At 69.3% G+C, this 25,792-nt stretch carries 31 protein-coding genes; 6 read left to right on the forward strand and 25 right to left on the reverse strand.

All coding sequences use genetic code 11. The features are described 5' to 3' along the window. Positions 1–120: 120 nt before the first annotated feature. Complete coding sequence (locus J3476_RS27940; RefSeq protein ID WP_286182957.1) at positions 121–255, forward strand: hypothetical protein; 135 nt, start codon at positions 121–123, stop codon at positions 253–255. An 8-nt stretch (positions 256–263) separates the two neighbouring features. Here the strand turns inward: J3476_RS27940 and J3476_RS12450 are convergent, their stop codons facing one another. Further along, positions 264–932: a TetR/AcrR family transcriptional regulator gene (locus tag J3476_RS12450; protein WP_207066784.1), complete on the reverse strand. Its 669-nt coding sequence runs from the start codon at positions 930–932 to the stop codon at positions 264–266. 171 nt (positions 933–1,103) lie between these two features. Here J3476_RS12450 and J3476_RS12455 point away from each other — a divergent pair, with 171 nt between their 5' ends. Next, positions 1,104–3,722, forward strand: a complete 2,619-nt coding sequence (locus J3476_RS12455) for a DUF1254 domain-containing protein (RefSeq protein ID WP_207066785.1) — start codon at positions 1,104–1,106, stop codon at positions 3,720–3,722. Positions 3,723–3,759: 37 nt separating this feature from the next. Here J3476_RS12455 and J3476_RS12460 read toward each other — a convergent pair whose 3' ends face one another. The 14 genes from J3476_RS12460 to J3476_RS12525 form a co-directional block, all read right to left on the reverse strand. Continuing rightward, complete coding sequence (locus J3476_RS12460; RefSeq protein ID WP_207066786.1) at positions 3,760–5,118, reverse strand: cytochrome P450; 1,359 nt, start codon at positions 5,116–5,118, stop codon at positions 3,760–3,762. After that, positions 5,102–5,602, reverse strand: coding sequence for a pyridoxamine 5'-phosphate oxidase family protein (locus tag J3476_RS12465; RefSeq protein ID WP_207066787.1), 501 nt, complete (start codon positions 5,600–5,602; stop codon positions 5,102–5,104). The genes J3476_RS12460 and J3476_RS12465 overlap by 17 nt, the downstream gene beginning before the upstream one ends. Positions 5,603–5,646: 44 nt before the next feature. Further along, positions 5,647–5,913, reverse strand: coding sequence for a hypothetical protein (locus J3476_RS12470; protein WP_207066788.1), 267 nt, complete (start codon positions 5,911–5,913; stop codon positions 5,647–5,649). 41 nt (positions 5,914–5,954) lie between these two features. Then, positions 5,955–6,548, reverse strand: a complete 594-nt coding sequence (locus tag J3476_RS12475; RefSeq protein ID WP_207066789.1) for a TetR/AcrR family transcriptional regulator — start codon at positions 6,546–6,548, stop codon at positions 5,955–5,957. Beyond that, positions 6,535–7,416 carry an oxygenase MpaB family protein gene (locus J3476_RS12480; protein WP_207066790.1) on the reverse strand — a complete coding sequence of 294 codons (882 nt, stop codon included), beginning with the start codon at positions 7,414–7,416 and terminating at the stop codon, positions 6,535–6,537. The genes J3476_RS12475 and J3476_RS12480 overlap by 14 nt, the downstream gene beginning before the upstream one ends. A 158-nt stretch (positions 7,417–7,574) precedes the next feature. Continuing rightward, a complete protein-coding gene (locus tag J3476_RS12485) occupies positions 7,575–7,805 on the reverse strand; it encodes a hypothetical protein (RefSeq protein ID WP_207066791.1) in 231 nt (76 codons plus the stop codon). Further along, positions 7,802–8,290: a DUF3093 domain-containing protein gene (locus tag J3476_RS12490; protein WP_207066792.1), complete on the reverse strand. Its 489-nt coding sequence runs from the start codon at positions 8,288–8,290 to the stop codon at positions 7,802–7,804. Before J3476_RS12490 ends, J3476_RS12485 begins: the two co-directional genes overlap by 4 nt. Then, positions 8,287–8,736 carry a hypothetical protein gene (locus tag J3476_RS12495; protein WP_207066793.1) on the reverse strand — a complete coding sequence of 150 codons (450 nt, stop codon included), beginning with the start codon at positions 8,734–8,736 and terminating at the stop codon, positions 8,287–8,289. The genes J3476_RS12490 and J3476_RS12495 overlap by 4 nt, the downstream gene beginning before the upstream one ends. Before the next feature lie 20 nt (positions 8,737–8,756). Beyond that, a complete protein-coding gene (locus J3476_RS12500; RefSeq protein ID WP_207066794.1) occupies positions 8,757–9,179 on the reverse strand; it encodes a hypothetical protein in 423 nt (140 codons plus the stop codon). Further along, positions 9,167–10,147: a porphobilinogen synthase gene (gene hemB, locus J3476_RS12505; RefSeq protein ID WP_207066795.1), complete on the reverse strand. Its 981-nt coding sequence runs from the start codon at positions 10,145–10,147 to the stop codon at positions 9,167–9,169. Before hemB ends, J3476_RS12500 begins: the two co-directional genes overlap by 13 nt. Before the next feature lie 17 nt (positions 10,148–10,164). Further along, entirely contained in the window at positions 10,165–11,844 is a 1,680-nt protein-coding gene (locus J3476_RS12510) for a bifunctional uroporphyrinogen-III C-methyltransferase/uroporphyrinogen-III synthase (RefSeq protein WP_207066822.1), read from the reverse strand. An 8-nt stretch (positions 11,845–11,852) separates the two neighbouring features. Beyond that, positions 11,853–12,788, reverse strand: a complete 936-nt coding sequence (hemC, locus tag J3476_RS12515) for a hydroxymethylbilane synthase (protein ID WP_207066796.1) — start codon at positions 12,786–12,788, stop codon at positions 11,853–11,855. A 37-nt stretch (positions 12,789–12,825) separates the two neighbouring features. Further along, the gene (locus J3476_RS12520) at positions 12,826–14,169 is read right to left on the reverse strand and encodes a glutamyl-tRNA reductase (protein ID WP_207066797.1); all 1,344 of its coding nucleotides are present in this window, start codon (positions 14,167–14,169) and stop codon (positions 12,826–12,828) included. Positions 14,170–14,255: 86 nt separating this feature from the next. After that, complete coding sequence (locus tag J3476_RS12525) at positions 14,256–14,510, reverse strand: glutaredoxin family protein (protein WP_207066798.1); 255 nt, start codon at positions 14,508–14,510, stop codon at positions 14,256–14,258. Positions 14,511–14,549: 39 nt separating this feature from the next. Here J3476_RS12525 and J3476_RS12530 point away from each other — a divergent pair, with 39 nt between their 5' ends. Beyond that, entirely contained in the window at positions 14,550–15,440 is an 891-nt protein-coding gene (locus J3476_RS12530) for an HAD family phosphatase (RefSeq protein ID WP_152515384.1), read from the forward strand. 130 nt (positions 15,441–15,570) lie between these two features. Beyond that, positions 15,571–16,101, forward strand: coding sequence for a MaoC family dehydratase N-terminal domain-containing protein (locus J3476_RS12535; protein ID WP_152515383.1), 531 nt, complete (start codon positions 15,571–15,573; stop codon positions 16,099–16,101). A gap of 6 nt (positions 16,102–16,107) precedes the next feature. Here the strand turns inward: J3476_RS12535 and J3476_RS12540 are convergent, their stop codons facing one another. From J3476_RS12540 to J3476_RS12580, 9 genes are all read right to left on the reverse strand, one after another. Then, a complete protein-coding gene (locus J3476_RS12540) occupies positions 16,108–17,178 on the reverse strand; it encodes a lysophospholipid acyltransferase family protein (RefSeq protein WP_207066799.1) in 1,071 nt (356 codons plus the stop codon). Positions 17,179–17,228: 50 nt separating this feature from the next. Next, positions 17,229–18,338, reverse strand: coding sequence for an SDR family oxidoreductase (locus J3476_RS12545; protein WP_207066800.1), 1,110 nt, complete (start codon positions 18,336–18,338; stop codon positions 17,229–17,231). 29 nt (positions 18,339–18,367) lie between these two features. After that, positions 18,368–18,469 carry a 30S ribosomal protein bS22 gene (locus J3476_RS12550; RefSeq protein ID WP_003402602.1) on the reverse strand — a complete coding sequence of 34 codons (102 nt, stop codon included), beginning with the start codon at positions 18,467–18,469 and terminating at the stop codon, positions 18,368–18,370. A 166-nt stretch (positions 18,470–18,635) separates the two neighbouring features. Then, a complete protein-coding gene (locus tag J3476_RS12555; RefSeq protein WP_207066801.1) occupies positions 18,636–18,896 on the reverse strand; it encodes a helix-turn-helix domain-containing protein in 261 nt (86 codons plus the stop codon). A gap of 139 nt (positions 18,897–19,035) precedes the next feature. Next, a complete protein-coding gene (gene proC, locus J3476_RS12560) occupies positions 19,036–19,908 on the reverse strand; it encodes a pyrroline-5-carboxylate reductase (protein ID WP_207066802.1) in 873 nt (290 codons plus the stop codon). 25 nt (positions 19,909–19,933) lie between these two features. After that, on the reverse strand, positions 19,934–20,758 hold the full coding sequence (locus J3476_RS12565; RefSeq protein WP_207066803.1) for a thioesterase family protein: 825 nt from the start codon (positions 20,756–20,758) through the stop codon (positions 19,934–19,936). A gap of 16 nt (positions 20,759–20,774) precedes the next feature. Then, positions 20,775–21,620 carry a sugar phosphate isomerase/epimerase gene (locus J3476_RS12570; protein WP_207066804.1) on the reverse strand — a complete coding sequence of 282 codons (846 nt, stop codon included), beginning with the start codon at positions 21,618–21,620 and terminating at the stop codon, positions 20,775–20,777. Between the two features lie 14 nt (positions 21,621–21,634). Then, positions 21,635–22,918: a hypothetical protein gene (locus J3476_RS12575; protein WP_207066805.1), complete on the reverse strand. Its 1,284-nt coding sequence runs from the start codon at positions 22,916–22,918 to the stop codon at positions 21,635–21,637. A 27-nt stretch (positions 22,919–22,945) separates the two neighbouring features. After that, positions 22,946–23,971: a Ppx/GppA phosphatase family protein gene (locus J3476_RS12580; RefSeq protein WP_207066806.1), complete on the reverse strand. Its 1,026-nt coding sequence runs from the start codon at positions 23,969–23,971 to the stop codon at positions 22,946–22,948. A gap of 12 nt (positions 23,972–23,983) precedes the next feature. Here J3476_RS12580 and J3476_RS12585 point away from each other — a divergent pair, with 12 nt between their 5' ends. Both J3476_RS12585 and J3476_RS12590 read left to right on the forward strand, forming a co-directional pair. Continuing rightward, positions 23,984–24,781, forward strand: coding sequence for a hypothetical protein (locus J3476_RS12585; RefSeq protein WP_207066807.1), 798 nt, complete (start codon positions 23,984–23,986; stop codon positions 24,779–24,781). Next, positions 24,778–25,071, forward strand: coding sequence for a YciI family protein (locus tag J3476_RS12590; protein WP_207066808.1), 294 nt, complete (start codon positions 24,778–24,780; stop codon positions 25,069–25,071). Before J3476_RS12585 ends, J3476_RS12590 begins: the two co-directional genes overlap by 4 nt. 27 nt (positions 25,072–25,098) lie before the next feature. On the opposite strand, the gene regX is transcribed toward J3476_RS12590, so the two are convergent. Beyond that, positions 25,099–25,785, reverse strand: coding sequence for a two-component sensory transduction protein RegX (regX, locus tag J3476_RS12595; protein ID WP_152515372.1), 687 nt, complete (start codon positions 25,783–25,785; stop codon positions 25,099–25,101). Positions 25,786–25,792 lie beyond the last annotated feature (7 nt).

Here is a 25,792-nt window from a genome sequence, read left to right on the forward strand (position 1 = left end):
CTTGACATAGGGCTCTCAGGTGATGAGCAGGGACGAGGCGGCCGCCGCGGTGACCGGCGTGATGCGCCCGGTGTTCACCCGCCTGCCGTTCGAGTCGGCGGTGCTGATGCGGCGGGGCTCGTGATCATCCTTGCGGAGCCCGGTGGGGTGGCCGGCGTCGGCGCGGGCTTCGGCGGCGTCACCGCCTGGATCGTCGCGGCCGCAGTGGTGGTCCTCCTCGGCGTCGTCGCGTGGTGGATCGCCCGCCGAAGCTGAGACCCGCCTCAGGTGGCGGCGTCGGGAGCAGGCGCCAACAGCAACAGCAGCAGCACCCGCCGTAGATCCGGATGCAGCTGCGGTAGTTCGGCGACGCGACCGGCCCGTACGTAGCGCGCGACGAGCTCGCTGGCCAGCGCGGCCGCGGCCACCGCGTCGATGTCCTGCGGTTCTCCGGTGATCCCGACCCGGCGACGCAGGACCACCGCGATCCGCCGCAGCGCATCGGCGAACATGCTCGCGCGCCGATCACGTGAGGCGAACGCCCGGTCGCCGACGACGAGGATGTCGACGAAGAAGGCGCGGGCACCGGCGGGCCGATCCATCCACCACTGCAGATACATGTGCAGCCCGGCGTCGAAGGCCGCCATGGGGTCCTCGGCGGCTTCCATCTGTTGCACGGACGCCTCGAGGAGATCGCGGAGCTGATCCCCGTGACGTTCACAGGTGGCGATGAAGCACGCCGCCTTGTCCTCGAACAACGCATAGAAGGCCCGGTCGGTGACCCGCGCCCGCTTGGCCACCTTGGGCACGCTCGCGCCGGCATATCCGTTCTCGTTGACCAGTTCCTCCATCGCGACGAGCAGGCGCTGCCGCTGGGATTCGAGGACCTCGGACTTGCTGAGCTTGTGCCGTCCGCGTGGCAACGGCTGCGCTCCCGGCTCAGACTCGGGCACGTTTCCCCCTGCTCAGCGGCCTGACAGCGAGGCAGGTTGTCGCCATGGTTGCGTTTAGACACGTATGCATGTCTAATTCCTTTCGTCAGCCGGCGGCCAGCCGTCACATCTCGTCTCACGTATTCGAGCACGCCGCATCGAGGCGCCCCGTAAAGAGGAAGGCATGCCACAGTGAAACCCGAGAACGGCGCCGCTGCGGCGCAGAGGACGGTCACACCCCGCACCGGCGATGCGCCACGCTGGCTGCCCGCGATGACGGTTGCCACGGGCATGGCGTGCGCGCTGATCGGCGGCCAAGGGACCGCCTCGGCCGCCCCCGACGGGGACGCCGAGGGTGCCACGAGCTCGGTCTCGCGTCCGTCCACCAGCGATTCCGCGCCCGCCCGGTCCCGCGGGCCCCGCGCCGCTGACGGACCATCGTCGAGCGATTCCGAGCAGTCGGGGTCCCGGCCGAATCGACGAGAGCGCGCCGCGGAGGACACTCTCTCCGGGGATCAGGACGCAGCCGAGGCTGAACTTCAGGACGAGGCCGACGATCAGGAAGCAGCCGCAGCCGAGGACACAGACGTGGCCGACGATCAGGACGCAGCCGCGGCCGAGGACGACCACCAGGACGACACCGAAGGCACGGGGTCCGACGCGACCGCGCCGGTGGAGCCCGATCTGCCGCCCGAACCCGCTGACGACTCCGACCGGCGGGGCACCCCCTTGGCCGGCGACGAGAAGGCCTCTGCAGAGCGCGAGCAGCGCAGCGGGTCCGAACGACGGTCCGTGACGCGCACGGCAGAAGTCTCAGACGGGACAGGCGATATGACCAGCGCCGCCGACACGATCGACTCGGACGCCGCACTCGACACGCAGGGATCTGCGCTGAACGCGTCCGAGGAGTCCGCACCGCAGACACTGCGTGAGCTGGTGTCGTCGAAAAGCACTGTCGACGAACAGAACCCGGCAACCACGGCAGCGCTGTCAGCAGAGATCGCACCGGCGGCGACCCTCGCCGCGTCGAGCCCGCCTCCGGTGACCTACAAGAGCGTCGTCGCCGACATCATGGCCTGGGTGGGGCTGGGACGATGGGCGACCGACCTGCCCGGGCCGGGGTTGCCGCTGCCTCGCGTGTTGGCCTCGGCGTGGCTGGTGGTGCGCGAGTCGCAGTACAAGTGGAACAACCAGCGGCCCGCCGCCGACCCCACCGCCGCGACCACCCTGAATCCCGACGGCGCAGTCATCGGTGAGCTGAATGCGACCGACTTCGAGGGCGACCCGCTGACCTATACGGTCACCGGCGCCCCGACCCACGGCACCGTCGTCGTCGACGAGGACGGCAACTTCACCTACGTCCCCGACGTCCGGGACGGATCTGCGGTGATCGACCAGTTCACCGTCACGATCGACGACACCGTGGGCAACCCGGCGCACTACTACGGGCTGCTCGGCCTCGCCGGAGTTCTCAAGGCCCCGACGGTGACGGTCCACGTCACCGTGACCTCGCTCGGTGACGTGAGCATCGCCCCGCCACCCAGGCCCCTCGAGGCGGCCATGCTGGCCGCCCAGGCCTACCTCTACGGCTACCCGCTGCTGGAGACCGAGCGCCTGCAGGACGAAGCCCCGGCCACCAACACCTTGATCGCATTGACCAGCTACGTCGACCCCGAGCAGCGCCTCGTCGTCGCACCCAACGTGGACACCCTCTACACGCTGGCCTACCTCGACCTCAGCGAAGGGCCGGTGGTGCTGTCGCACCCCGACATGGGCGACCGCTATTTCGGTTTCCAACTGATGGACCCGTACACCAACGTGGTCGGCTACATCGGCTCGCGGACAACCGGATCCGAGGCGGCGAGTTACGCGATCGTCTGGGAGGACGGCCCGCAGGGAGAGATCCCGCCCGACGCGGAGGTCATCGTCGTGCCCTACGCCGACATCTGGCTGCTGGGCAGAACCGCCGCCGGCGACGAGGCCGACCAGCAGGAAGCCGTGGCGCTGATGCGTCAGTACTCCCTCGCCCCGCCCGGCGAGCCGCCGACCTATCCGATCGAGGACTTCGACACCAGCACCTCAGCGCCGCTGCCGACCGGGATCGCCGCGCTCGACGCGATCAGCGCGGCGATGGTCGCCAGCCCGCCCCCGGCCGGCGATGCCGACAAGCTCGCCGAGCTGGCCCGGGTCGGAGTCGGGCCGGGACTGGAGGTTTCCGACGCCGATCTCAGCCCGGCGTCGGAGTGGGCCGCGCAGGCGGCCGTCCGGACGATCTCGGCGCTACTGGGTCCGCTGGTGAGCGTGGCTCAGTACGCCATGGCGGCACGCAACGACGGGTGGGCCTCACCGGATCCCGCGATCGGCGACTACGGAACCGATTACCTGCTGCGGGCCGGCGTGGCCAAGATCGGGCTGGGTGCCAACACTCCCGAGGAGGCGTATTACGCCACGGCGTTCCTCGACGAGAATCTGCGTCGACTGAACGGCCGTCACTCCTACCAGCTGCATTTCGAACCCGGCCAGGAGCCACCGGCCGACGCGTTCTGGTCCATCACCGTCTACGACTCCGACGGGTTCCTGGTGCCCAACGAGCAGGAGATCTACGCCGTCAGCAGCACGGGCTCGGGCGACCTGGTCTACCAGGAAGACGGCTCGCTCGACATCGTCTTCTCCCAAGAGGATCCGCAGGACCCGACAGTCAACTGGATCCCGGTGCCCGACGGCGCTTTCCGCGTCTACCTACGCGTCTATGTCCCGCAGGACGCGGTGCTCGAGGGCGACTGGGTGGCGCCGGGCATCGAGCGGATCTAGCCGCCCTCGCGTCGGGATGAGACCGTGACGACCGGGCTCAGCGCCGCGGGTTGACATGGGCCGGGATCGGCCCGTGCGCCACCGTGGTGAACGGCACATCGACCGGGAACTCGGGGGCGCGCGAGGACACCCGCAGGCTTCGCACGATCGTCGCCAGCGCCAGCGTGGTCTCCAGCCGGGCGAAGTGCTCACCGATGCACGAGCGCGAACCGCCGGCGAAGGGCAGGTAATGCCAGCGGTCGCGGGCTTTGACGTTCTGCGGACTGAACCGGTCCGGGTCGAACCGGTCCGGATCGGGCCAGATCGCCGGATCGCGGTGCAGCGCATAGATTCCGACCGCTATCAGCGTGCCGGCCTCCACGCGGTGGCCGGCGACCTCGATGTCGCGCACCGCCATCCGCCCCACTCCGGCGGCAGGCGGGCACAGCCGCAGCGCTTCGTGGAACACCTGGGTGGTGTATGTCAGGTGCGGCACGTCGGCGGGTTCCAGGCGGCGGTCGCCCAGCGCAGCCGCCTCGGCCGCCACCCGGTCCTGCACCTCGGGATGGTGTCCGAGCACCCACAACGCATAGGTCAGGGCGGTCGCCGTGGTGTCGTGCCCGGCGAGCATGAAGATCAGCAGGTCGTTGCAGATGTCCTCGTCGGACAGGCCCCGCCCGGTGTCCGGATCGGTGGCGTCCATCAACGCCCGCACCAGCGGCGCGTCCAGGCTCGGGTCGGCACGGCAGGCCTGCAGCATGTCCGCGGCGATCTGGAGCATCGACTGCACGGCGGCGGCGGCGCGCCGGCGCGCCGGCGTCGGCAGCCAGCGCGGGGCCCTGATCGGGCGCAGCGCCCGGTCTGCGGTGTACGACGATGCGACATGCATGTGCTCGGCGATGGTGTCGGCGTTGTCGTTGAGGTCGACGCCGAGCACCGAGCGGCCCAGCGATTGCATGGTCAGCCGCCGGCACTCGTGGTCGAGGTCCACCTCGCCGCCGGCCGACCATGCTTCGGTGAACTGCTCGGCGGCCCGTGACATGTGGCCGCCGAACGCACGCACGTTGTGTTTGGTGAACACCGGCTGCAACGCCCGCTTTCGCGGTCGCCACGGCTCGTTGGGGAGCACGAACAGGCTGTCACCGGCCATGTCGCGCACTTCCTCGTGCACGATGCACCGTTCCGCGAACGCGTCGTTGCGGCCGAGTACGTCACGGATGGCCTCGGGCGAGAAGGCCGCCACGAACGGCGGGAACAGCCACTTCGGCGCCACCTGGATCCGGGTGACGGGCCCGCCGGCGCCCCGGATGGCCAGCTGACCGGTGTCCAGCGCCCGGACCAGACGCACCAGCTGCCGATACGGCAGCGGGTTCTTCGGCGCCAGCGTCAGGCCGGCGGTGTCAGTCCCGGCGACCACTGCTGTCGTTCCAGGTCAAGATCTCGCCGTGGCCGGCGGTCAGCATGCTGCCGGGCATCACGCGCAGCCGGTAGGGCGTCAGTCGCAGGACGGCGAACTGCTCGCCAGTGGGGCCGTCCTTCCACTGCGGGATGATCGCCGGGTCATAGCCCACGGGCTGCGGGGCGGAGGCGAACTTCTGCCACACCGCCGAACAGGTGTCGTCGTCGGTGTACCACTCGACCAGGCAGTCCGCGGCGCACGTGTCGTGGCTGGTGGTCCAGTAACTCACCGACACCCACGGGTGGGCGGCCAGATGGTCGCGTTTGAGCTGGGTCGGCACCGTGGCGATCCACCCGAACAGATCGGTGCCGTCCCACTCCCAGATCGGGTGCAGGATGCGGGTGCGCGGTTTGCCGTCGGAGTCCACCGTCGCCACCGACGCCCAGACGATGCCGTGGGCCATGTCGACGAACGCGGGCGCGACCCGATCAAGGGCATTCACGTCGAGCCAGCCTAGGTGGATCGGCGGCGACCCGCGAGAGTGCCTCACTCGTCGAGTTTCTTGCGGAACTCCTCGGTGTTGCGGTACTCGACCTTGCCCTCTTCAGCGCTGGTTTCGATCTTGCCCTTGTCCTCATCGTCGACCCAGTCGCTGACAGCTGTTCCGGCGACCGTCCCCCCGGTGCCCGGCAGCGTGGTCGTCGGTTGATTGTCGGGGTTGGCCTCGGCGACCTTCTTGGCCTTCTCTCGATGCTCGTCGGTGACTTCAGGCTTCTCGGTGAGTTGCTGATCGGAGGTCTCGTTAGCGTCCATGCGATGCGGACTGCCCGAAACTGTGATCTGCAAAACACGGTTCACACCCCGACCGAACGCAATGCGGCGGGCAGGCTGGGCAGGAAGTGCTGCCGCGCGAATTCGCGGACGTCGTCGGCGGTCTCGAGCGGCTGCGCGCTGGGCAGCAGCAACACCATCGCGGCGTAGCGCAGGATGCAGTCGGCCAGTTCGTCGACTGCCGTGGCTCCGATACGTTCGGCGAACCCGGGAGGGAAGATGACCCGCAGGGCGTCGGCCATCCTCTCGATGGCCTTGCGGTGGTAGCGACCCGCCAGCTGCAGAACAACGCCGGGCTCATCGGTGATCATCTGGTGCAACACCCGGTGGCTGCGGAACTTCAGGATCGACAGCGTAAACGCCTCGACGTAGTAGTTCGATTGCGGTGCAGCTCTCGTGAGTTCCGCAGCGATGTCGGCGAAGAGCCGGACGTTCTCCCGTTCGATGACCGCGCCGACCAGTTCGTCCTTGTTGGCGAACCGGCGGTAGATCGTGGTGCGGCTGACCCCGGCCCGGCGCGCGACGTCGTCGAGGGCGACGCGGCGGAAGCCGTGCCGTTCGAACTCGACGACGGCGGCGTCGAGGATCAGTTCGGTGGACGTGTCAGGACCGGGCATAGCCCTTGACCGCATAGCCGCTGTAGCGGACCCGCATCGGGAGCCGATCCCAGAGCCAGTTCACCGGAGCGGACCGCCAGAAGGCGGCGAACCGCTGGTAGCGACGCTCTTGGCGGTCGGTCCACGGCAGCTGCAGCAACTGGCGCGCCCGCGGCGGCAGACCGCCGGTGGTCAGGAACGCGGCCAGCGGGTTGAACACCGGCGCCACCAGCCGCCACACCAGCGGATGCACCGCCTTGGGCTTCGGGAAGCCCTTGGTGACATATCCGACGCCGTACTTCGCGCTGGGGTGGGCCACCAGGACCTGCTCCAACATGCGATCCCAGTACTGCTCGAACTCGGCGTAGGTGGCGGGCATCGGGCGGTCGCTGACGCCGTAGCGGCGGTACCAGGTCTTCGACTCCAGGTAGATCTGCTCCTTCTCGGACTCGGTCAGCCGCTTGACGAACGTGTCGGCGAAGTACAGCACCTGCTCGACGAAGGTGGCGTGGGCCCAGAAATAGGTGTCCGGGTCGAGGGCGTGGTAGCGGCCGACCACCTCGCCCGTGGGCCCGGGCAGATCACCTTTGACGTGGTGATGGAAGTCGCGGACCTGGGTGCCGGCGTTCTCGTCCTCGGAGCCGTAGACGGTGTTGAAGATCGGCGGGATGGTGCGCCGCAGCCGCTCGGCGGTGTCGGCGAAGAACGTCGAGTGGTCGTAGACCCCCTGGCCGAGATCGGTCAGCATGTTCTGCAGCACTGCGGGCCGGGGGCCGATCAGGTACATCCGGTTGTCCCCGAACCAGCGCCAGACCAGCGACTCCGGCCCGAGCGGCAGGGCGTCGGGGGCGGGCTCAGCGTTCGGGCGGTCGTGCGCCAACTCCGTCATGGGACACAGTGTTACAGATTTCGCACTTTGTACCAAACGCCAGGTGCGCGAACGTGCATTCCCGGTAGCTCGGAGCGTGATGGAACTACCGCTTGTGCACGTTCGCGCCCGGAAAGGGGGTCGCGCCCGGAGAGGGGGTCGCGCCCGGAGAGACGGGGTCAGCGGCGGCGCAGCGCGGCGACAGAGACGACGGCCAGCACACCCGCCGCGGCGGCCAGCAGCATCGAGAGCGTCAGCAGCGGGGCGTAGTACATCGTCGCCATCGTCGACGGCTCGCCGTCGAGCACCGGCGCGACGACGACCTCACGGCCGGCCGCCAACCAGCTCGACACGCAGCCGACGGCGGCCAGCACGGCGACGAGCAGCCCCAGCACGGCACGGCGCCTCACGCCGACGGCTCCGGCGGGATGCGTTCCTCGAGCAGGTTGGTCAGCGCGGCCCGCAGCTGGTGGTGCTTGCGCGCCCAGGCCTGCGCAGTCCGGTCGTTGGTCAGCCGCAGCCCGATGCCGGTACGCCCCCGCGGCACCCCGGTCAGCTCGCCGAGCGCCCGCGCGTACTGCCATTTGGGTGTCTCGGCTCCGGTGGCTTCCGGGTAGATCCGCACGATCTCGTCGGTGCGGGTGATCTCGGTGCCCTGCCGCAACTCGTCGACCGTCAGCTCGACCGAGGTGTGGATGCGCGCAGCTTTGACCTGGATGGCCAGGAACACCGTGACGAGCACGAAGAAGACTCCCGGGACCACCCACTGGATGCCGTAGCCGGCCGACAGCTGGATCATCGCCATCGCGAACCCGGCCAGCGGGCCCGCCAGCACCCACAGCCAGCTGGCGCCCTGCTCGTAGAACAGCACCTCCGACGAGGCGGGCGCGCTCATTTCGGCCCGCCCTCGGCGTACCAGGCGCGCGCCGACGGCCCAGCGGCCAGAGCCACCCCGACGAGCATCGGCAACAGCGCCAGCAGCACCAGCGGCTGTGCCACCCCGACGCCGACTGCCAACAGCAGCACCACCACCAAAATCGCGAACACGAGGCCGAAGACGGCCCGCCGGAAGCGCGCGTCCCCACGCCGGGCCCGGCCGGCGAGGAATGCCAACACCGCTGCGGCGATCGCGACGCCGACCCCGCTGATCCGATAGATCGTCAGGTAGTTGCGCACATCGGAGTCGGTGATGGTGTCGGGAAGCGCCGAGCGCGCCGCGTCGTAGGTGGCCGAGACCGCCATCAGCCCACCGGCGATCATGATCGTCGCCCCCCCGATGAGGAGCCAGAACGCGATGTCGACGACGCGGGGCCGGTTCGACGACGCTGGCGATGGGGTCATGGTCGGGTCAGCCTAACCAATCACCGGTTGAAGAACTCGTGGGCATCCTTGCGGTGCAGCAGGTACACCCCACCGGCGAGGAGCACCGAACCGAAGATCGCCGCTGCGGAATAGCCGATCTCGACGGGCATCGCCCGCTGTCCGGTGAACAGGTTCATCGTCGAGTACACCACCGACGCGAGTGCCCCACCGGTCAGCAGGGTGCGCGCCCAGCGATAACCCTGCCGCAACAGGAACAGAAACGTCGCGACCACGGCGGCCAGCACCGCGACGAACACCAGCGATATCGCGATCACCAGTCCGTCCGGGCGCGAGTCGGCGGCCACCAGGTCGATGACGTAGCCGGCCACCATCAGCGGCAGCGCCACCACCCACAGCCAGAACGCGGTGTCGACGTCGACCGGACGCGCCGGGGGTGCGCTCGGCTCGGTCACGACAGCCATCGGGCCGCCTCGGCGGCCCAGTAGGTCAGCACGATGTCCGCGCCGGCGCGGCGGATGCCGGTCAGCGACTCCAGCGCCACGGTGCGCAGGTCGATCCAGCCGTTGGCCGCGGCGGCACTGATCATCGCGTACTCGCCGGAAACCTGGTATGCGGCAACGGGAACCGGTGAGATGTCGGCCGCGGCCCGCACGATGTCGAGGTAGGCCATCGCGGGCTTGACCATCACCAGGTCGGCCCCCTCCTCGATGTCGAGGTCCACCTCGTGCACCGCTTCGCGCGCGTTGCCCGGTTCCTGCTGATAGGTGCGCCGGTCACCCTCCAGGCTGGAGGCCACGGCCTCGCGGAACGGCCCGTAGAAACCGGACGCGAACTTCGCCGCGTAGGCCAGGATTGCGGTGTCGGTGAACCCGGCAGCGTCCAGACCGTCACGGATGGCGGCCACCTGACCGTCCATCATGCCGCTCGGGCTGACTACATGCGCACCCGATTCTGCTTGTGCCACAGCGAGTTCGACGTAGCGGTCATTCGTCGCGTCATTGTCCACCCGGCCGGACGCGTCGACGACGCCGCAGTGGCCGTGGTCGGTGAACTCGTCGAGGCAGGTGTCGGCCATCAACACGGTGGCGTCGCCGACATCGGTGCGCAGGTCGCGCAGCGCGACGTTGAGAATTCCATCCGGATCGGTGCCGGCCGAACCCACGGGGTCCTTGTGCTCGTCGCAGGGCACACCGAACAACATGAGGCCGCCGACTCCGGCCTGCACGGCGTCGACGGCAGCTCGGCGCAGCGAGTCCCGGGTGTGCTGCACCACGCCCGGCATGGAGGCGATCGGCCGGGGTTCCGATACTCCGTCGGCGACGAACATCGGCAGCACCAGATGTCGCGGCTCCAGCGAGGTCTGGGCGACCAACCGCCGCATGGCCGGTGTGGAGCGCAGCCGCCGGGGACGGTGACGTGGGAAGGACATGGCGCCAGCTCCTACGATCAGCGGCGGCGGCTCTTCTTCCGCGGCGGCGGCAACGCCCCCTCGGCCCGCAGCCGCGCGGCGTGCTCGGCGAGCGCCTCCACCAGCGGTCCCACCGCGGCGACCTCCGGCTGCACGTCGACGCGCAACCCGAATTCGGCTGCGGTCTCGGCGGTCTTGGGGCCGATGCAAGCCACGATCGTGCGGGCGTGCGGCTTCCCGGCGATCCCGACCAGGTTGCGCACCGTCGAGCTCGAGGTGAAGCACACCGCGTCGAAGCCGCCGGTCTTGATCATCTCGCGGGTGTGCGCCGGTGGCGGCGCCGCGCGCACGGTTCGGTAGGCGGTGACGTCCTCGATCTCCCAACCGCGTTCGCGCAGCCCCTCGGCCAGCGTCTCGGTGGCGATGTCGGCGCGTGGCAACAGCACCCGGTTCACCGGGTCGAAAATGTCGTCGTAGGGCGGGAATTCATCGAGGAGGCCCAGCGAGGACTGCTCGCCGGTGGGCACCAGCTCGGGGTTGATACCGAAGGCGCGCACCCGATCGGCGGTGGCCTGGCCGACACAGGCGATCTTGACCCCGGAGAACGCCCGCGCGTCCAGTCCGAATTCGTTGAACTTCTCCCACACCGCGCGCACCGCGTTGGTGGAGGTGAACACCACCCATTGGAAGCGTCCGTCGACCAAACCCTTGACGGCCCTTTCCATCTGGGCAGGGCTGCGGGGTGGCTCGACCGCGATGGTGGGCACCTCGATGGGCAGCGCACCGTGGCCGACCAGGCGCTCGCTCATCTCGCCGGCCTGGTCCTTTGTGCGGGGCACCAGCACCGTCCAGCCGTACAGCGAACGGCTCTCCCACCAGTTCAGCTTGGCCCGGTTGGTGACGGTGCGGCCGATCGTGACGACCAGCGGCCCGGCCAGCGGGCCGGCGGGCGGGGTGTCGGTCGCCGCGGCAGCGAGCGTGTTCTTGTCCAGCAGCCCGGCCAGCGTCGTCTCCAGCGAGCGCTGCTGACAGGTGGTGCCGTGGGCGGTGACCACGGTGGGCGTGGTGTCAGCCAGCCCGTACTCGATCAGGGTGCGCGCGGCCTCGGGCAGATGCGAGGCGGTGGCGTGCAGGATCAACGGCCCTGGAGCAGCAGCGAGCGCCGCCCAGTCCACGTCGCCGCGGACGTCGGCCACCGTGTGCGCCGAACCCAGCGGCAGGCCCGCGTAGGTGGGCACCGCTGTGGTGTCGGGCAGGCCCGGCACGATCTCGAAGACCAGTTGCGTCTTGGCCACCGCGTTGACCTCGGTGATCACCGAGTCCACCGACAGCGGATCGCCGGCGACCAGGCGGACGACGTCGGCGCCTGCCTTGGCCTCGGCGGCCAGTGTCTTGGCGACCTCGGCGGGGTCGCCGAGGGCGGGTCGCACGTCGGGACCACCCGGGATGACCGCATCGGCGGTCTGCTCGGCGCCGCTCGGGTCGGTGCCGCCCGACTTGTCACTTTTGGTGGCCGTCTCCGGCAGCGGACCCGACGGCGGCGGCAGTTCGGCGCCGACGAGGCCCAGCACCGCCTCGGGCACGTCGGGATCGGTGAACACCAGGGCGGCGTGAGCCAGCACGGTGCGGGCACGGGCGGTCAACAGACCCGGGTCCCCGGGTCCGGAGCCGACGAAAGTGATGCGGCCGGGCTTGCCCTTACGCCCCCGCATGCTCATCTGGCGAGTCATCTGTCTCTCCCGCGTTCGTCCAACAGATCGCGCGCGCCCAACTCGAACAACTCCGCGGCCACCGAGAGCCCCAGCTCTCGTGCCCGCCCGGGTTCGCCGATTCCGGACGCGCGGATCACATCGGATCCGTCTAGCGTCGCCACGCAGCCGCGCAGCGACAGCTCTTCGAAGACGTGGCCGTCCTCATCGATCGACTCGACCACCTCGGCAATCGCGCCCACCGGTGCGGAGCAACCCGCCTCCAGTTCGGCCAGCAAGGTTCGCTCGGCGGTGACCGCTGCGCGGGTGTCGGCGTCGTCTAGTTCCGCCAACAGTTCCGCGAGCTCGGTGTCGCCGGCACGGCACTCGACCGCGAGCGCACCTTGGGCCGGCGCCGGCAACATCTGTACCGGCTCCAGCGCCTCGGTGACCGCGTCGAGACGTCCGATGCGAGCCAAACCCGCCCGGGCCACGACGACGGCGTCGAGATCACCGCTGCTTACCCTGTTCAACCTGGTATCTAGGTTGCCTCGTAGGGGGCGGATTTCCAAACCGAGACCCAGTGCTTTAAGCTGTGCCGCCCGCCGCGGGGACGAGGTGCCGATCACCGAGCCGGCCGGCAACTCCCCGAGCACCAGTCCGTCCCGGGCCACCAACGCGTCACGGGCGTCCTCGCGCACCGGGATCGCCGGAATCACGAAACGCGGATCCTGCGCGGTGGGCAAATCTTTGTAGGAGTGCACCGCCATGTCGACGGTGTTGTCGGCGATGGCCTCGCGCAGCGCCGCGGTGAACACCCCGACGCCGATCTCGGCGATCGGCGCGCTGGAGCGGTCACCGGCGGTGGACACGATCACCAGTTCGGCGTCGTGCCCGTTGGCCACGAGGGCGTCGCGCACGACGCCGGCCTGGGTGGTGGCCAGCAGGCTGCCTCGGGTGCCTATGCGGATCACGTGATGTCCTTCGGCCGGCCCTGCAGGCGCGGCGGGGTCAGTCGGTCTTGTCGAGATCGGTTGCCACCAGGGGTAGTTCGCCAGCAGCGACCGCGTCGACGGCCTGCTGGTCGAGTTCGAACAGTTCGCGCAGCGCCTCGGCGTAGCTGTCGCCGCCGGGCGCACTCGCCAGTTGTTTGACCCGCACCGTGGGCGCGTGCAGCAACTTGTCGACGACGCGGCGCACCGTGTTGGCCACCTCGTCGCGATGCGCTGCGTCCAGCCCGGGGAGCCGGTTGTCCAGCCGCAGCATTTCCGCTTCCACGACGTCGGCGGCGCGCTGGCGCAACGCGGTGACGGTCGGGGTGACCTCGGCCATCCGCTGACCGGCCAGGTAGCTGGCGACCTCGGCAGCGACGATGGCGCGGGCGGCGTCGGCGTCGGCGGCCGCGGCGCGCGCCGACGGCTCACGCTGGATGCGGTCCATGTCGACGACGACCACGTCGGGCAGCCCGGCCACCGCGGGGTCCACGTCGCGCGGCATCCCGAGGTCGCAGATCACCAGCTTCTTGGGGGTGTGCACGTGGGCCATCCCGCGGTGCACATCGGCCAGCGAGACGACCGGGCGGACCGCGCCGGTGCAGCTGACCACGACGTCGGCATCGGACAACAGTGGCGGGAGATGGTCGAACGGGAACGCCTCGGCGTCGGCGCCGTGCTCGCGGATGATCTCGGCGAGCCGGCCGGCCCGGGGCAACGTGCGGTTCACCACATGGATGCGGGCCACGCCCGCGCGGATCAGCTGGTGAGCGGCCAGCGCCCCCATCGAACCGGCACCCACCACCACGGCGCTGCGGCCGGCCAGCGATCCCAGCCGCTCTTCGGCGATGCCCAGGGCGACCGACACCACCGACGCCCCGGCCGAGTCGATGCCGGTCTCCGAATGCACCCGCTTGCCCACGGACAGGGCGCGCTGAGACAGTTCGTGCAGTGTGCGCCCGACGGTGTGGTTGGCCTCGGCGGCCGCATAGGAGCGGCGCACCTGGCCCAGGACCTGCTGCTCACCGATGACGGCCGAGTCCAGCCCGCTGGCGACGGCGAACAGATGCTCGACGGCGGCTTCGGCGTACCGGACGTAGGCGTACTTGGTGAGATCCTGCAGGGACATCCCGGAGATGTCGGACAGCACGTTGCCGATCACCGAGAGCCCACCGTGGAACGCCTCGACCACGGCATACACCTCGACCCGGTTGCAGGTCGACAGCACCATCGCCTCGGTGACCAGTGACGACTGCAGCACCCGATCGATGATCTTGGCCTGGTCGGATTCATCGGTGCTCAGCCGTTCCAGCACCGACACCGGCGCGCTGCGGTGCGAGACGCCGAAAAGCAACACGCTCATGGCCTCACCACCACGCTAAGCACGTGTCCAAAGGTAGTCGTTAACCAGCTGGGCTACCAAATTTGCTCGGTCGTTCTCCTGGGTCCTCACCGGGCGAGGTCGGCCCGCAGTCGCTGCTCGTCGACCTCCCAGTAGCTGTGCTCGACACCGTCGAGCAGCACCACCGGCAGACGGTCGCCGTATTCGGCGCGCAGCGCCGCATCGCCGGCCGCCGCGGCGGCGTCGACGTCGATCGATGTCCAGGAGAACCCCAGTTCGGCGGCCAGCTCGTCGAGCCGGCCGGCCGCGGTGGCGCACATCGGGCACCCTTCCCGGGTCAGCAACCGCACCTGTCGATCCACCTCGCCAGTATCGCCGCCAGGTGTCCTAATGTTGTAGCCGTGTCCGATACCGGTGGACCTGAGATCGCGTTCGACGCGCAGCGGCTCGCCGGCGAGGCCAGCGCGGACGTCGCCGCCGACACACACAGCTTCCCGATCGAATCCCCCGCGCCGCCGCCGCCGGATCTGACCGCCGCAGCGTTCTTCGACGTCGACAACACGCTGGTGCACGGCTCATCGCTGGTGCACTTCGCCCGCGGGCTGGCCGCCCGCGAGTACTTCACCTACAAGGACCTCGCCCGCTTCGCGCTCGCGCAGGCCAAGTTCCAGTTGACCGGCCGGGAGAGCAGCGAGGACGTCGCCGCGGGCCGGCGCAAGGCGCTGTCGTTCATCGAGGGCCGCTCGACCGCCGAGCTGGTCGAGCTCGGCGAGGAGATCTACGACGAGATCATCGCCGACAAGATCTGGCCCGGCACCCGCGAGCTGGCGCAGATGCACCTCGACGCCGGCCAGCAGGTGTGGTTGGTCACGGCCACCCCGTTCGAGCTCGCCGACACGATCGCGCGCCGACTGGGTCTGACCGGTGCGCTGGGCACGGTCGCCGAGTCGGTGGACGGGGTGTTCACCGGACGGCTGGTGGGCGACATCCTGCACGGCACCGGCAAGGCGCACGCGGTGCGTTCGCTGGCGATCCGGGAAGGGCTGAACCTGCGCCGCTGCACCGCGTACTCGGACAGCTTCAACGACGTGCCGATGCTGTCGCTGGTCGGCACCGCGGTGGCGATCAACCCCGACGCCGACCTGCGCGACATCGCCCGCCAGCGCGGCTGGGAGATCCGCGACTTCCGGACCGCACGCAAGGCGGCCCGCATCGGCGTGCCCTCGGCACTCGCCCTGGGCGCCGCGGGCGGCGCTCTCGCGGCCGTGGTGTCGCGCAGGCAGGAACGTTGACCGGGGTCGGCCGGACCCGCGCTGATAGGCTCGCGCCACCTCGAGACGCGGCTATGTCAGAGACGCGGGTCCTTCAAGGACGCGGCCGGCAACACGACGCGCCACTTCGACACGACGGGACGACGCCGAATTGAGCATCGCTGAGAACATCATCGGGACCCACTACCGGTACCCCGACTACTTCGAGGTCGACCGCGAGAAGATCCGCGAGTTCGCCCGCGCGGTCAAGGACGACCATCCGGCGCACTTCACCGAGGACGCGGCCCGCGAGTGCGGCCACGATGCGCTGATCGCCTCGCTGACGTTCATGGCGGTGGCCGGCCGCCGGGTCCAGCAGGAGATCTTCAACCAGTTCGACCTGCCCATCAACATGCAGCGGGTGCTGCACCGGGATCAGAAGCTGGTCTTTCACCGGCCCATCCTGGCCGGGGACAAGCTGTGGTTCGACTCCTACCTCGACTCGGTGACCGAGTCACATGGTGCGGTGCTGACCGAGATCCGCGGCGAGGTCACCGACGACAACGGCGAGCCGGTGATCACCAGCATCGTCACCGTCATGGGTGAGGCCGAGTCCGACACCGAGGCCGACGAGCTGACCGCGAAGATCGCGGCCGGGCGGGACACCGCCGCGCTGTCGAAATTCGTTGCTGGGCAAAAGTAGCCAGCGTCAGCCGAAGAACATGTTGCGGCGGTTGGCCAGCAGCTGGTACAGCGTCTGCTGGATGGTCTCGCGCACCTGGTCGGTCAGCTCGAAGGTGACCATCGGGTCCTCGGCGGCGGACTCGTCGTAGTCGGCGGTGTCGATGGGCTCGCCGAATTGGATGTGCCACTTCGACGGCAGCGGCACCACGCCCAGCGGGCCGGCCAGCGGGAACAACGGGGTCACCGGGAAGTAGGGCAGTCCCAGCAGCCGCGCCAGCAACTTGACGTCGGCGACCATCGGGTAGATCTCCTCGGAGCCGACGATCGAACACGGCACGATCGGCGCCCGGCTGCGCAGCGCCGCCGAGACGAAGCCGCCCCGCCCGAATCGCTGCAGCTTGTAGCGGTCCTTGAAGTGCTTGCCGAGCCCCTTGTAGCCCTCGGGGAACACTGCGGTGAGCTCGCCGGCGGCCAGGAGCCGGTGCGCGTCGTCGGTGCAGGCCATCGTGTGTCCGGCCTTGCGGGCGGCCTGGCCCACCATCGGCATGTCGAAGACCATGTCGGCGGCCAGCAGTCGCAGATCGCGGTGGGCGGGGTGCTTGTCCCGCACCGCGACCTGCGTCATCAGACCGTCGAACGGCAGCACACCCGCGTGGTTGGCGACGACCAGCGCCGCACCGGTCTCCGGCAGGTTCTCGACGCCGCTGACCTCGACCCGGAACCAGTTGTTGAAGAAGACTCTCAGCAAAGGAAGAAAGATTGCGTCGTTGAGGTGCGGATCGAAGCCGAACTCGTCGACGGTGTAGTCACCCATCATCCGCTTGCGGAGGAAGTCGGCGGCCGCAGCGATGCGCTTGGCCAGCTCGGTGGGTGTGGCGTCACCCTCGGGTGTGCCCGGGTATCCGGGCCGGTGCTGGTCGATCTCGCGGACCACCGCGGCGATCTCTTCGGCCGACGCGCGTCCGGTCGGGTCGGTCAACAGCGACGGGTGACGCCGCGCGGCGTCAGCGCGCTGCGCCGCGGCACGACGCTGCGCCGCACCTCGACCCGAATTCGAGTGCAGCGGAATAACTTTCGCCTTCGGCTCACCCGCCACCGTCGTTACCCTCTCCCAGAGTCCCCCCGGACCCGCTTTGGCCTAAGAGTCTAGCGTCCCCAGCGCTGCGCCGCCGCCACGGCGCGTTCCTCCACCGAGCGCACCCAGAGCGGGTCGACGATGGGTTTGAGCCCCCGGCCCCGCACATAGTCGTCGAACGCCTCCACCGTCGTCCACTTGGTGGTGTAGCCCAACTCGGTGCGCATGCGGCTGGTGTCCATCACCCGGCCGTAGCTGAGGTAGTCGAGCTGCTCGCGGTCCAGTTCGGTGTTGCGGGTGGCGCGCCACAGCGAATCGACGGCGACCAGCGCCGACCTCGGCACGGGCAGCGCCAGGCGCCCAGCCCGGCGGATCGCCTGGCTCATCATGATGATGCCGGACGCGCCGACGTTGAAGGTGCCGGCCCTGCCTGCCATCGTCGCCCGCTCCAGCGCGCCCAGCGCGTCCTGTTCGTGCAGCAGCTGAATCCGGGCGTCGTGACCGATGACGGTCGGCACCACGGGACCGGCCAGGTAGCGCGACAGCGCCGTGTCCATCGCCGGACCGATCATGTTGGCCAGCCGCAGGATGGTCACCGCGATGTCGGATCGGCGCCGGCCCAGCCCCCGCGCGTAGCCCTCGATGTCGATGCTGTCGCGGGCGAAGCCCTCGCCGGGCGGCCTGCGCCGGCTGCTGCTCTCGGCGAACAGCACCGGATCGCGGGCGCTGGACCCGTACACCTCCGAGGTGGACTTCAGGATCACCCGGCGCACCGACGGCGCCTTCTGGCAGGCCGCGAACAGCTGGATGGCGCCCATCACGTTCAGTTCCTTGAGCGTGGCACGCCCTCCCGAGCGGGGGGCGTACGACGCGGCGGCGGCGTGCACCACGGTGTCGACGTCGCCGTTGCGGATGACCTTGGCGATGAACGGATTGCGAATGTCGGCCCGGACGAACTCGGCTCGCCCCATGCGGCGCAGTAGATCCTTGCTCGGCGCGATCGCATCGACCGCGATCACATGATTGATCAGCGGATTCTGCGCCAGCCGCGCGGTGAGATAGCCGCCCAGGAATCGGCACGCGCCGGTGACCAGAACGACCTTCGGATAGTCGACCGGGTCACGGGCGTCCGGAGTGTCCGCGTCGGCGGACCGGCCTCCGGGACGGCCGTCGGAATCCATTCGGTCAGCCTAACGGCCGGGCGAACGGACTACTTGCCCAGTTTTCTGCGCTGCACCCGCGTGCGACGAAGCAGCTTGCGGTGCTTCTTCTTCGACATGCGCTTGCGCCGCTTCTTGATGACAGAACCCATGAACTCCGCTACCTAAGTTGGTTGAAAACGTCTCGAACACCGTGCGAACCGGTGCCGGCCTCGACAGGCCACATTACCTAACGACCATCGTCACGCCGAAATCCACCGTCAGCCGCGGCTCCGTGAGAGCCGACCGGCAGACGGCGGATCCAGGCGTGAGCGGTGTTCAGCCGGCGTCGAAGTACGAGCTCTCCAACATGTCGTGGACGGCCTTGGCGTGCACCCGGAACGAGCGACCGACCCGGACCGCAGGCAACTCGCCGTTGTGCACCAGGCGGTACACCGTCATCTTGCTGACGCGCATCAAGCTCGCCACCTCGGCGACGGTCAGAAACTGAGCGCGGGGCTGTCCGTCGGACTGGCCGGCGTCGCGCGCCGCCTTCCCGCCGGTCGAGTCCCGGCCCGATGGCCCGTTCATAGACGTCATCGCAACCCAATCCATCAGGCACGGGCAGTTCCAGCAGCTTCCCCACTGCTGGCACCGACCCGTGCTTACCACTGGGAGAATAGCGTGGCAGGTGGGGTTACTGCGACGGGTGTGGGCTAATCAGTCCGAAATTCATGAACTACTCGGATGTAATTCCGAGCTGCTCAGAGCGCGTTTTCGCGGCCTCGACAGCGCTGGCAACCGCCGAGCGCAAACCGCCGCGCTCCAGTTCCCGCAGCCCAGCGGCGGTAGTGCCGCCCGGTGAGGTAACAGTAGCGCGCAGCTGCGCCGCAGAGGTGTCAATCATCGAGCCCATCTGTGCGCTGCCGTTGGACTCGGTCCGGTCCAGTTGCTCGAGCAGCATCGCCGCCGAACCGGCCATGGTCTGCGTCACCAGGTCGGTGGCCACCGATCGCGGCAGCCCAGCGGCCACAGCGGCGTCGACGAGCGCCTCGACCATCAAGAAGAAGTACGCCGGCCCGGAGCCGGAGACCGCGGTCACCGCGTCCAGCTGGGACTCGTCGACGGTCAGCACGCCGCCGACGGCGTCGAACAGTGCGGAGACCTCCTTGAGGTGCTCGGCGGTGGCGAACCGGCCGGGCGCCAGCGCACTGACCGCACCGCCGACCAGCATCGGCGCGTTGGGCATCACCCGCACCACCGGCGCCCCGGCGGGCAGCTTGTTCTCGTAGAACGCGGTCGTCACCCCCGCAGCGACCGACACGAAGACCTGCTCGGCCGAATCGGACTCGGCTTGCGCCGCGGTGTCGGCGATGTCGCCTATCAGGTTCTGCACATCGGCGGGCTTGACGGCGACGACGACGTACGTCGCGGTGTCCACCGCGTCGCGGACCGACGTCACCCGCACCGAGTACTTGTCGGCCAGGTACTGCGCCCGCGTGGAGTTCTTCTCGGCGACCACCAGGTCCTTGACCTGCCGGCCGGCCCGCAGGAGCCCCGCCAACAGCGCCTCCCCGATGCTGCCGCCGCCGATGATCGCGATTCTGGCCATGCCGCACAGCATCGCACGCGCGACCTCAGCTCTGCGCGGCCGGCACCAGCGCGAGTTGGCGGGTCTGGACGATGATGCGGCCCTCGCAGTCGACGACGATGTGGTCCTCGTCGAACCAGTCCTGACCGATCTGGGTGGTGGTACACAGCACCCGCAGCCACCCGTCGGCCGGCGTCGCCCGCAGATACGCGGTCAGCTGCACCGTCGGCGCCCAGCCGAACCGGTTCACCCCGAACGTCACCGGCGCCGAGACGTCACCGCACAGCAGTGCGAACAACACGTCCGGGGCGGTGCCTTTCGGCTTCACCCAGTATTCGATGAGGGGTGGACCTCCGTCGGAGCGCCTCTCGAACGTCGTCAACGACGGTCGGATGTCACAGCCGTGGGCCAGGTGCACGATGTCGGCCATCCGGTGACCCGGACCGATCGGCTCCAGGCCCGGCGGCGGCTCCGGGGTCATCAACGGCACCACGGGGTTGTCCGACAGTAGCGGCGGCACATGGTGCTCGGGCACCCCCATGGTGATCGCCGCACGGACGGCGGTGCGGCCGTCCTGCGTCAGCTCGACGTCGATCAACCCGATCCGGCGGCCACGCTTGCGCACCGTGGTGGTGACCCGCATCTCTCCCGGGTCGGGCGCCCACAGGAAGTTGCCGGACACCGCGATCGGTTCGACTCCGTCGGCCTGACCGCCGTATTCGGTGCGCGCGGCGTTGGCACACAGCGCCAGCATCGCCCCGCCGTGCACCTTCGGCCCGATCGTCCAGTGCTCGTTGAGCACCCCGTCATAGGCGCCGTCACCCGCCGAAGTCAGCGCCATGGCATCGGTGAACAGGGTCGAGCTCGTCAATGTGCCGTCCTCGGTGTCAGCGCAGCAGATGCGCGCGGGCGAACTGCAGCGACTCGATGAGCAGGGATTCGCGTTCGGCCGCGGTGCGCGCGCCCGACGTCGTCACCTCGAGGATGACATGGCCCGCGAAATCGCCCGCGGCCAGCATCTCGCACACCTCGACCGTCGGTTGGGTACCGCGCCCGGGTACCAGGTGCTCGTCGGTCGACGCCCCGCTGCCGTCACACAGATGCAGGTGCACCAGCCCCTCGCCCATCCGGGCGGCCATGTCCAGCGCGTCGGTGCCGGCCGTCGCGGTGTGCGACAGGTCCAGCGTGTAGTGCGCGTGGCCGCCGTCGAGCGGGTCGTAGGACGGCGCGAACGCCGAGATGCCGGGGCCCGGCAGGCCACCGCGCTTGCGCATCCGCTCGATCGAGGTCTGGCCGGAGCCGAAGAAGCGGTCCGCCCGGAACGGGAACATGTTCTCCACCGCGACCATCACGTCGCTGCCGTCCTCGAGCTCGGCGACCTGGTCGGCGAATCCCTCGGCGTAGCGGCGCTGCCAGCGGAACGGAGGATGCACCACCACGGTCTGGGCGCCGAGCTGCTCAGCGGCACGCACGCTGCGTTCCAGCTTCGTGATCGGGTTGGCGCCCCACACCCGCTGGGAGATCAGCAGGCAGGGCGCATGCACGGACAGCACCGGCACCTGGTAGCGCTCCGACATCGCCGCCACCGCGTCGATGTCCTGACTGACCGATTCGGCCCACACCATCAGCTCGACCCCGTCGTAGCCCAGTTTGGCCGCGTACTCGAAGGCGGCCTCGGTCTTCAATGGATAGACCGAGGCCGTCGACAGACCGACCTTGATGGCAGGGCGCACGATGTGGCGGGCCGTCAGCCCGATTGCAGCAGCGCGAGCGGGCCGAGGGTCACCAGCGCCCCCACCGCTACCGCGATCAGCGTGCTGCCGATGTCCTCGGTCTTGCGCACCACCCGCACGCCGACCACCAATCCCAGGATCACGAGCACCGACAGCACCAGTGCGACGATGTTGTTCCACTTCCACAGCTGGTCGAACGCGACGAACAGGCCCGCGCCGAAGACCACCGCGAGCACACTCTGCCCGACGATCCAGGCCCCGTGGGCGACCGAGGACATCGGCCGGGCCCGGGTCGGGTCCTCCTCGAGCATGTCCACACCGTCCCCGTCCACGTCGTCGTCGCGGGACGAGCCGGCACGTCGGGCCAGGTCGTCGGCGACGGTCTGGCCGCCGAACAACGGCTCGGACGAGGAGCGCAGGTACGACGGCAGCCCCGAATCGTCGGCGTCGGCCGTGTCGTCGCGCACGGCACTGTCGGCCTCGCGGTCGGCGTCGACGTCGGCTTCGGCGGCCGCGCTGTCCAGGTCGTCGACCTCGGCGGTTTCGGCTTCGTCGGCGCCCTCGAGCAGCGTGTCGGCGTCCACCTCGCCTGCGGTGTCGTCGAGCGGGTCCGGACTCATCTGCTCGGCATCGACGTCGGGCGCCGGGGACCGCTTGAGCCGCCCGAAGCCGAATCGGCGCGGCGCGGGCGTCTCGGCGGGCTCGTCGTCGCGGTGCTCGAGGCGGGCGCTGTACTCGGCGACCGCATCGGCGTAGTCGTCCTCGGAGTCGTCCTCGGAGTCGTCTTCGAGGTCGACTTCGGAATCGTCCTCGAGATCGACATCCACGACGTCTTCACCGGTGGACGGTTCGACGTCCGAGTCGGGGACGGCCTCGGGTTCCTCCTCGACGACCGATTCCGCTTCGGCCTCGGGTTCCGGCTCGGCCTCGGGTTCCGGTTCGGCCTCGGGTTCCGGTTCGGCCTCGACCTGGGCTTGCGGCTCGGCGTCGGGGGCGGCCTCGACCTCGGTGTCGGCCGCGCCGACCTCGCCGTTGGACGCCGGCGCGGTCTCGGAGTCCGCAACGGTGTCGGTCGCGGCGACAGACGACTCGTCGACCGCCGTCGCGGCCGGTTCCGGCTCGTCGGGCCGGATGATCGGGATCTCGCCGGTCAGTTCGGCGACGGTGACGGCATCGGCGTTACCCCGTCGACGGCGGCGCCTGCCGCCGACCGGCGGAGCGCCGATCGTGCCGTTCTTGGCCAGCAGCTCGGCCACCGAGATCGGCCGGGTACTGCTGTGGTCATCTGATCCAGTCATCGCCTGTTTGCCTTTGAGCCTCGCTGCTTACCGTCCAGCATTGCGTACCGACATCTGCCGTGAGGTGGATTTACCTGCACCACCATTACCGCGAGCTGGGTCGGCTCCACCGACGAGTGCAGTGCCGTCGGCTTCGCTGTCGAGTTTCCGCAGAATCAGACCCTCCCGCAACGCCCATGGACAGATGTCAACACTTTCGATACCTAGCGCCTTCATCGACGCTTCGGCCACCAGCGCCCCGGCGACGATCTGCGGCGCCCGGTCGGCGCTCACTCCCTCCAGCTCGGCACGGTCGGACGCGGTCATCCTAGAGATGAATGCGATCAGCTGCCGCAACCCCGCCGCGGTCAGTGTCCGCTTCACCCGCGGCCCAGCCCCCGACGGTGCCGCCCCGGTGAGCCGGGCCAGCGAGCGGAACGTTTTCGAGGTGGCCACCGCCAGATCGGGCCCACCGGCCTCGGCGATCTCGGCGGCGGGCTCGGACAGCTCCTTGGCCAACCAGTCGCGCAGCATGTTGACCCGCCGGCGGCCCGGCGGATCGTCAGGCAGCCACTCCCGGGTCAGCCGCCCCGCACCCAAGGGCAGCGACAGCGCTACGTCGGGCTCCTCGTCGACACCGCTGGACAGTTCCAGCGATCCGCCGCCGATGTCGATGTTGATGATGCGCCCGGCGCTCCAGCCGTACCAGCGGCGCACCGCCAGGAACGTCAGCCGCGATTCGTCGACGCCGCTGAGGACCTGCAGCGTCACCCCGGTTTCGCCTTTGACCCGGGCGAGCACGTCTTCGGAATTCTTCGCGTCGCGCACCGCCGAGGTCGCGAATGCCATCAGCTCGGCGCACCCCGAACTGGTTGCGATCTTGGCGAATTCGTCGATCGTGCCGATCAGCCTGTCGGCGCCGCGACGGGTGAGTCTGCCGGACTGGTCGATCGCCTCGGCGAGCCGCAGCGAGGCCTTGGTGGAGCTCATCGGGGTCGGGTGCCCGCCGCGGCGGGCATCGACCACCAGCAGATGAACGGTATTGCTGCCCACGTCGAGCACGCCTAATCGCACTCGTCCAACTTAATGGGTCTACCGTGGGAAACCGTGACCGGTTCACCTCCGAGAGAGGTCGAAATGGATTTCGCCCGCGAATGGGTGGAGTTCTACGACCCCGACAATCCCGAACATCTGATCGCCGCCGACATGACGTGGCTGTTGTCGCGGTGGACGTGCGTGTTCGGGACCCCGGCCTGCCAGGGCACCGTCGAAGGCCGCCCCGACGACGGCTGCTGTTCCCACGGGGCGTTTCTGTCCGACGACGACGACCGCGCCCAACTCGACGACGCGGTCAAGTTGCTCACCGACGAGGACTGGCAGTTCCGGGACAAGGGCCTGGGCAAAAAGGGCTATCTCGAGATGGACGAATACGACGACAAGCCCAACTGGCGCACCCGAAAGTACAAGGGCGCCTGCATATTCCTGAACCGTCCCGGCTGGCCGGGCGGCATCGGGTGCGCTCTGCACACCAAGGCGCTCAAGATCGGGGTGGAACCGCTGACCCTCAAGCCCGAGGTCTGCTGGCAGCTGCCGATCCGGCGCACGCAGGAATGGGTCACCCGCCCGGACGGCTCGGAGATCCTGAAATCGACGATCACCGAGTACGACCGGCGCGGCTGGGGCGAGGGCGGACACGACCTGCACTGGTACTGCACCGGTGACCCGGCGGCGCACGTCGGCAAGAAGCCGGTGTGGCAGTCCTACGCGCCGGAGCTGACCGAGTTGCTCGGCGAGAAGGCCTATGCCGAGCTCGCGGCGATGTGCAAGCGGCGCAGCAGCCTCGGGCTGGTCGCCGTGCACCCCGCCACCCGGGCCGCGGAGTGAACCTCTTCCTCGTCCGGTTGATCCCGCCGCGGGCCGATTTCGCGCAGACCCTGACCGACGAGGAACAGCACACGATGGATCTGCACGGCACGTACTGGGAGCAGCTGCGCAACGGCGGCCATGTGGTGGTCTACGGCCCGGTGGCCGACCCGGAAGGCGTCTGGGGTCTGGGCGTGCTGCGCTGCAGCGACCGGGCCGAGGCGCTGGCCCTCGCCGAGGCCGACCCGTCGGTCGAAGCCGGCGTCAACACCGTCGAGGTGGCCGAGATCATGGGCGGCGTCACCGGCTGAGGACGCGACGAGCGTCGCCCTCCCGGGTCAGCCTTCGAGTTTGTAACCCAACCCGCGCACGGTCACCAGGTGCACCGGATTGGCCGGGTCGGCCTCGATCTTGCTGCGCAGGCGCTTGACGTGGACGTCGAGGGTCTTGGTGTCCCCGACGTAGTCCGCGCCCCACACCCGGTCGATCAACTGACCGCGGGTGAGCACCCTCCCGCTGTTGCGCATCAGGTACTCCAGCAGGTCGAACTCCTTGAGCGGCAACGTGACCGGGCTGCCGTTCACGCTCACCACATGCCGTTCGACGTCCATTCGGACCGGCCCGGCCTCCAGCACACCGTCACCGATGCCGGTGTCGTCGGCGTCGGCGCCGCGCCGCAGCACCGCCCGGATGCGGGCGATCAGCTCCCGCGCGGAGTAGGGCTTGGTGACGTAGTCGTCCGCGCCGAGCTCGAGTCCGACCACCTTGTCGATCTCGCTGTCGCGGGCGGTCACCATGATCACCGGCACACTGGACCGCGACCGCAGCTGTTTGCAGACATCGGTGCCACTCATGCCCGGCAGCATCAGGTCGAGCAGCACGATGTCGGCGCCGGTGCGGTCGAACTCGGCCAACGCGGCCGGCCCGTCGGTCACCACGGTCGCCTCGAAGCCCTCTTTGCGGAGGAGAAACGCCAGGGGATCAGCCAAGGACTCCTCGTCCTCCACGATCAGCACACTGGTCATCGTCGTT

The sequence above is a fragment of the Mycobacterium sp. PO1 genome, assembly GCF_017312405.1.
Classification (GTDB): Bacteria; Actinomycetota; Actinomycetes; order Mycobacteriales; family Mycobacteriaceae; genus Mycobacterium.

What these genes read in the sequence shown, in the direction of transcription:
- J3476_RS12495 (WP_207066793.1), bottom strand. Translation starts at nt 8,736, where the DNA reads ATGACCCCATCGCCAGCGTCGTCGAACCGGCCCCGCGTCGTCGACATC.
- regX (WP_152515372.1), bottom strand. Translation starts at nt 25,785, where the DNA reads ATGACCAGTGTGCTGATCGTGGAGGACGAGGAGTCCTTGGCTGATCCC.
- proC (WP_207066802.1), bottom strand. Translation starts at nt 19,908, where the DNA reads ATGGCCAGAATCGCGATCATCGGCGGCGGCAGCATCGGGGAGGCGCTG.
- J3476_RS12480 (WP_207066790.1), bottom strand. Translation starts at nt 7,416, where the DNA reads ATGACGGAGTTGGCGCACGACCGCCCGAACGCTGAGCCCGCCCCCGAC.
- J3476_RS12490 (WP_207066792.1), bottom strand. Translation starts at nt 8,290, where the DNA reads ATGAGCGCGCCCGCCTCGTCGGAGGTGCTGTTCTACGAGCAGGGCGCC.
- J3476_RS12470 (WP_207066788.1), bottom strand. Translation starts at nt 5,913, where the DNA reads ATGGACGCTAACGAGACCTCCGATCAGCAACTCACCGAGAAGCCTGAA.
- J3476_RS12550 (WP_003402602.1), bottom strand. Translation starts at nt 18,469, where the DNA reads ATGGGTTCTGTCATCAAGAAGCGGCGCAAGCGCATGTCGAAGAAGAAG.
- J3476_RS12545 (WP_207066800.1), bottom strand. Translation starts at nt 18,338, where the DNA reads ATGGATTCCGACGGCCGTCCCGGAGGCCGGTCCGCCGACGCGGACACT.
- J3476_RS12585 (WP_207066807.1), top strand. Translation starts at nt 23,984, where the DNA reads ATGGGTCTACCGTGGGAAACCGTGACCGGTTCACCTCCGAGAGAGGTC.
- J3476_RS12475 (WP_207066789.1), bottom strand. Translation starts at nt 6,548, where the DNA reads ATGCCCGGTCCTGACACGTCCACCGAACTGATCCTCGACGCCGCCGTC.
- J3476_RS12520 (WP_207066797.1), bottom strand. Translation starts at nt 14,169, where the DNA reads ATGAGCGTGTTGCTTTTCGGCGTCTCGCACCGCAGCGCGCCGGTGTCG.
- J3476_RS12500 (WP_207066794.1), bottom strand. Translation starts at nt 9,179, where the DNA reads ATGGCTGTCGTGACCGAGCCGAGCGCACCCCCGGCGCGTCCGGTCGAC.
- J3476_RS12575 (WP_207066805.1), bottom strand. Translation starts at nt 22,918, where the DNA reads ATGACTGGATCAGATGACCACAGCAGTACCCGGCCGATCTCGGTGGCC.
- hemB (WP_207066795.1), bottom strand. Translation starts at nt 10,147, where the DNA reads ATGTCCTTCCCACGTCACCGTCCCCGGCGGCTGCGCTCCACACCGGCC.
- J3476_RS12510 (WP_207066822.1), bottom strand. Translation starts at nt 11,844, where the DNA reads ATGAGCATGCGGGGGCGTAAGGGCAAGCCCGGCCGCATCACTTTCGTC.
- J3476_RS12555 (WP_207066801.1), bottom strand. Translation starts at nt 18,896, where the DNA reads ATGACGTCTATGAACGGGCCATCGGGCCGGGACTCGACCGGCGGGAAG.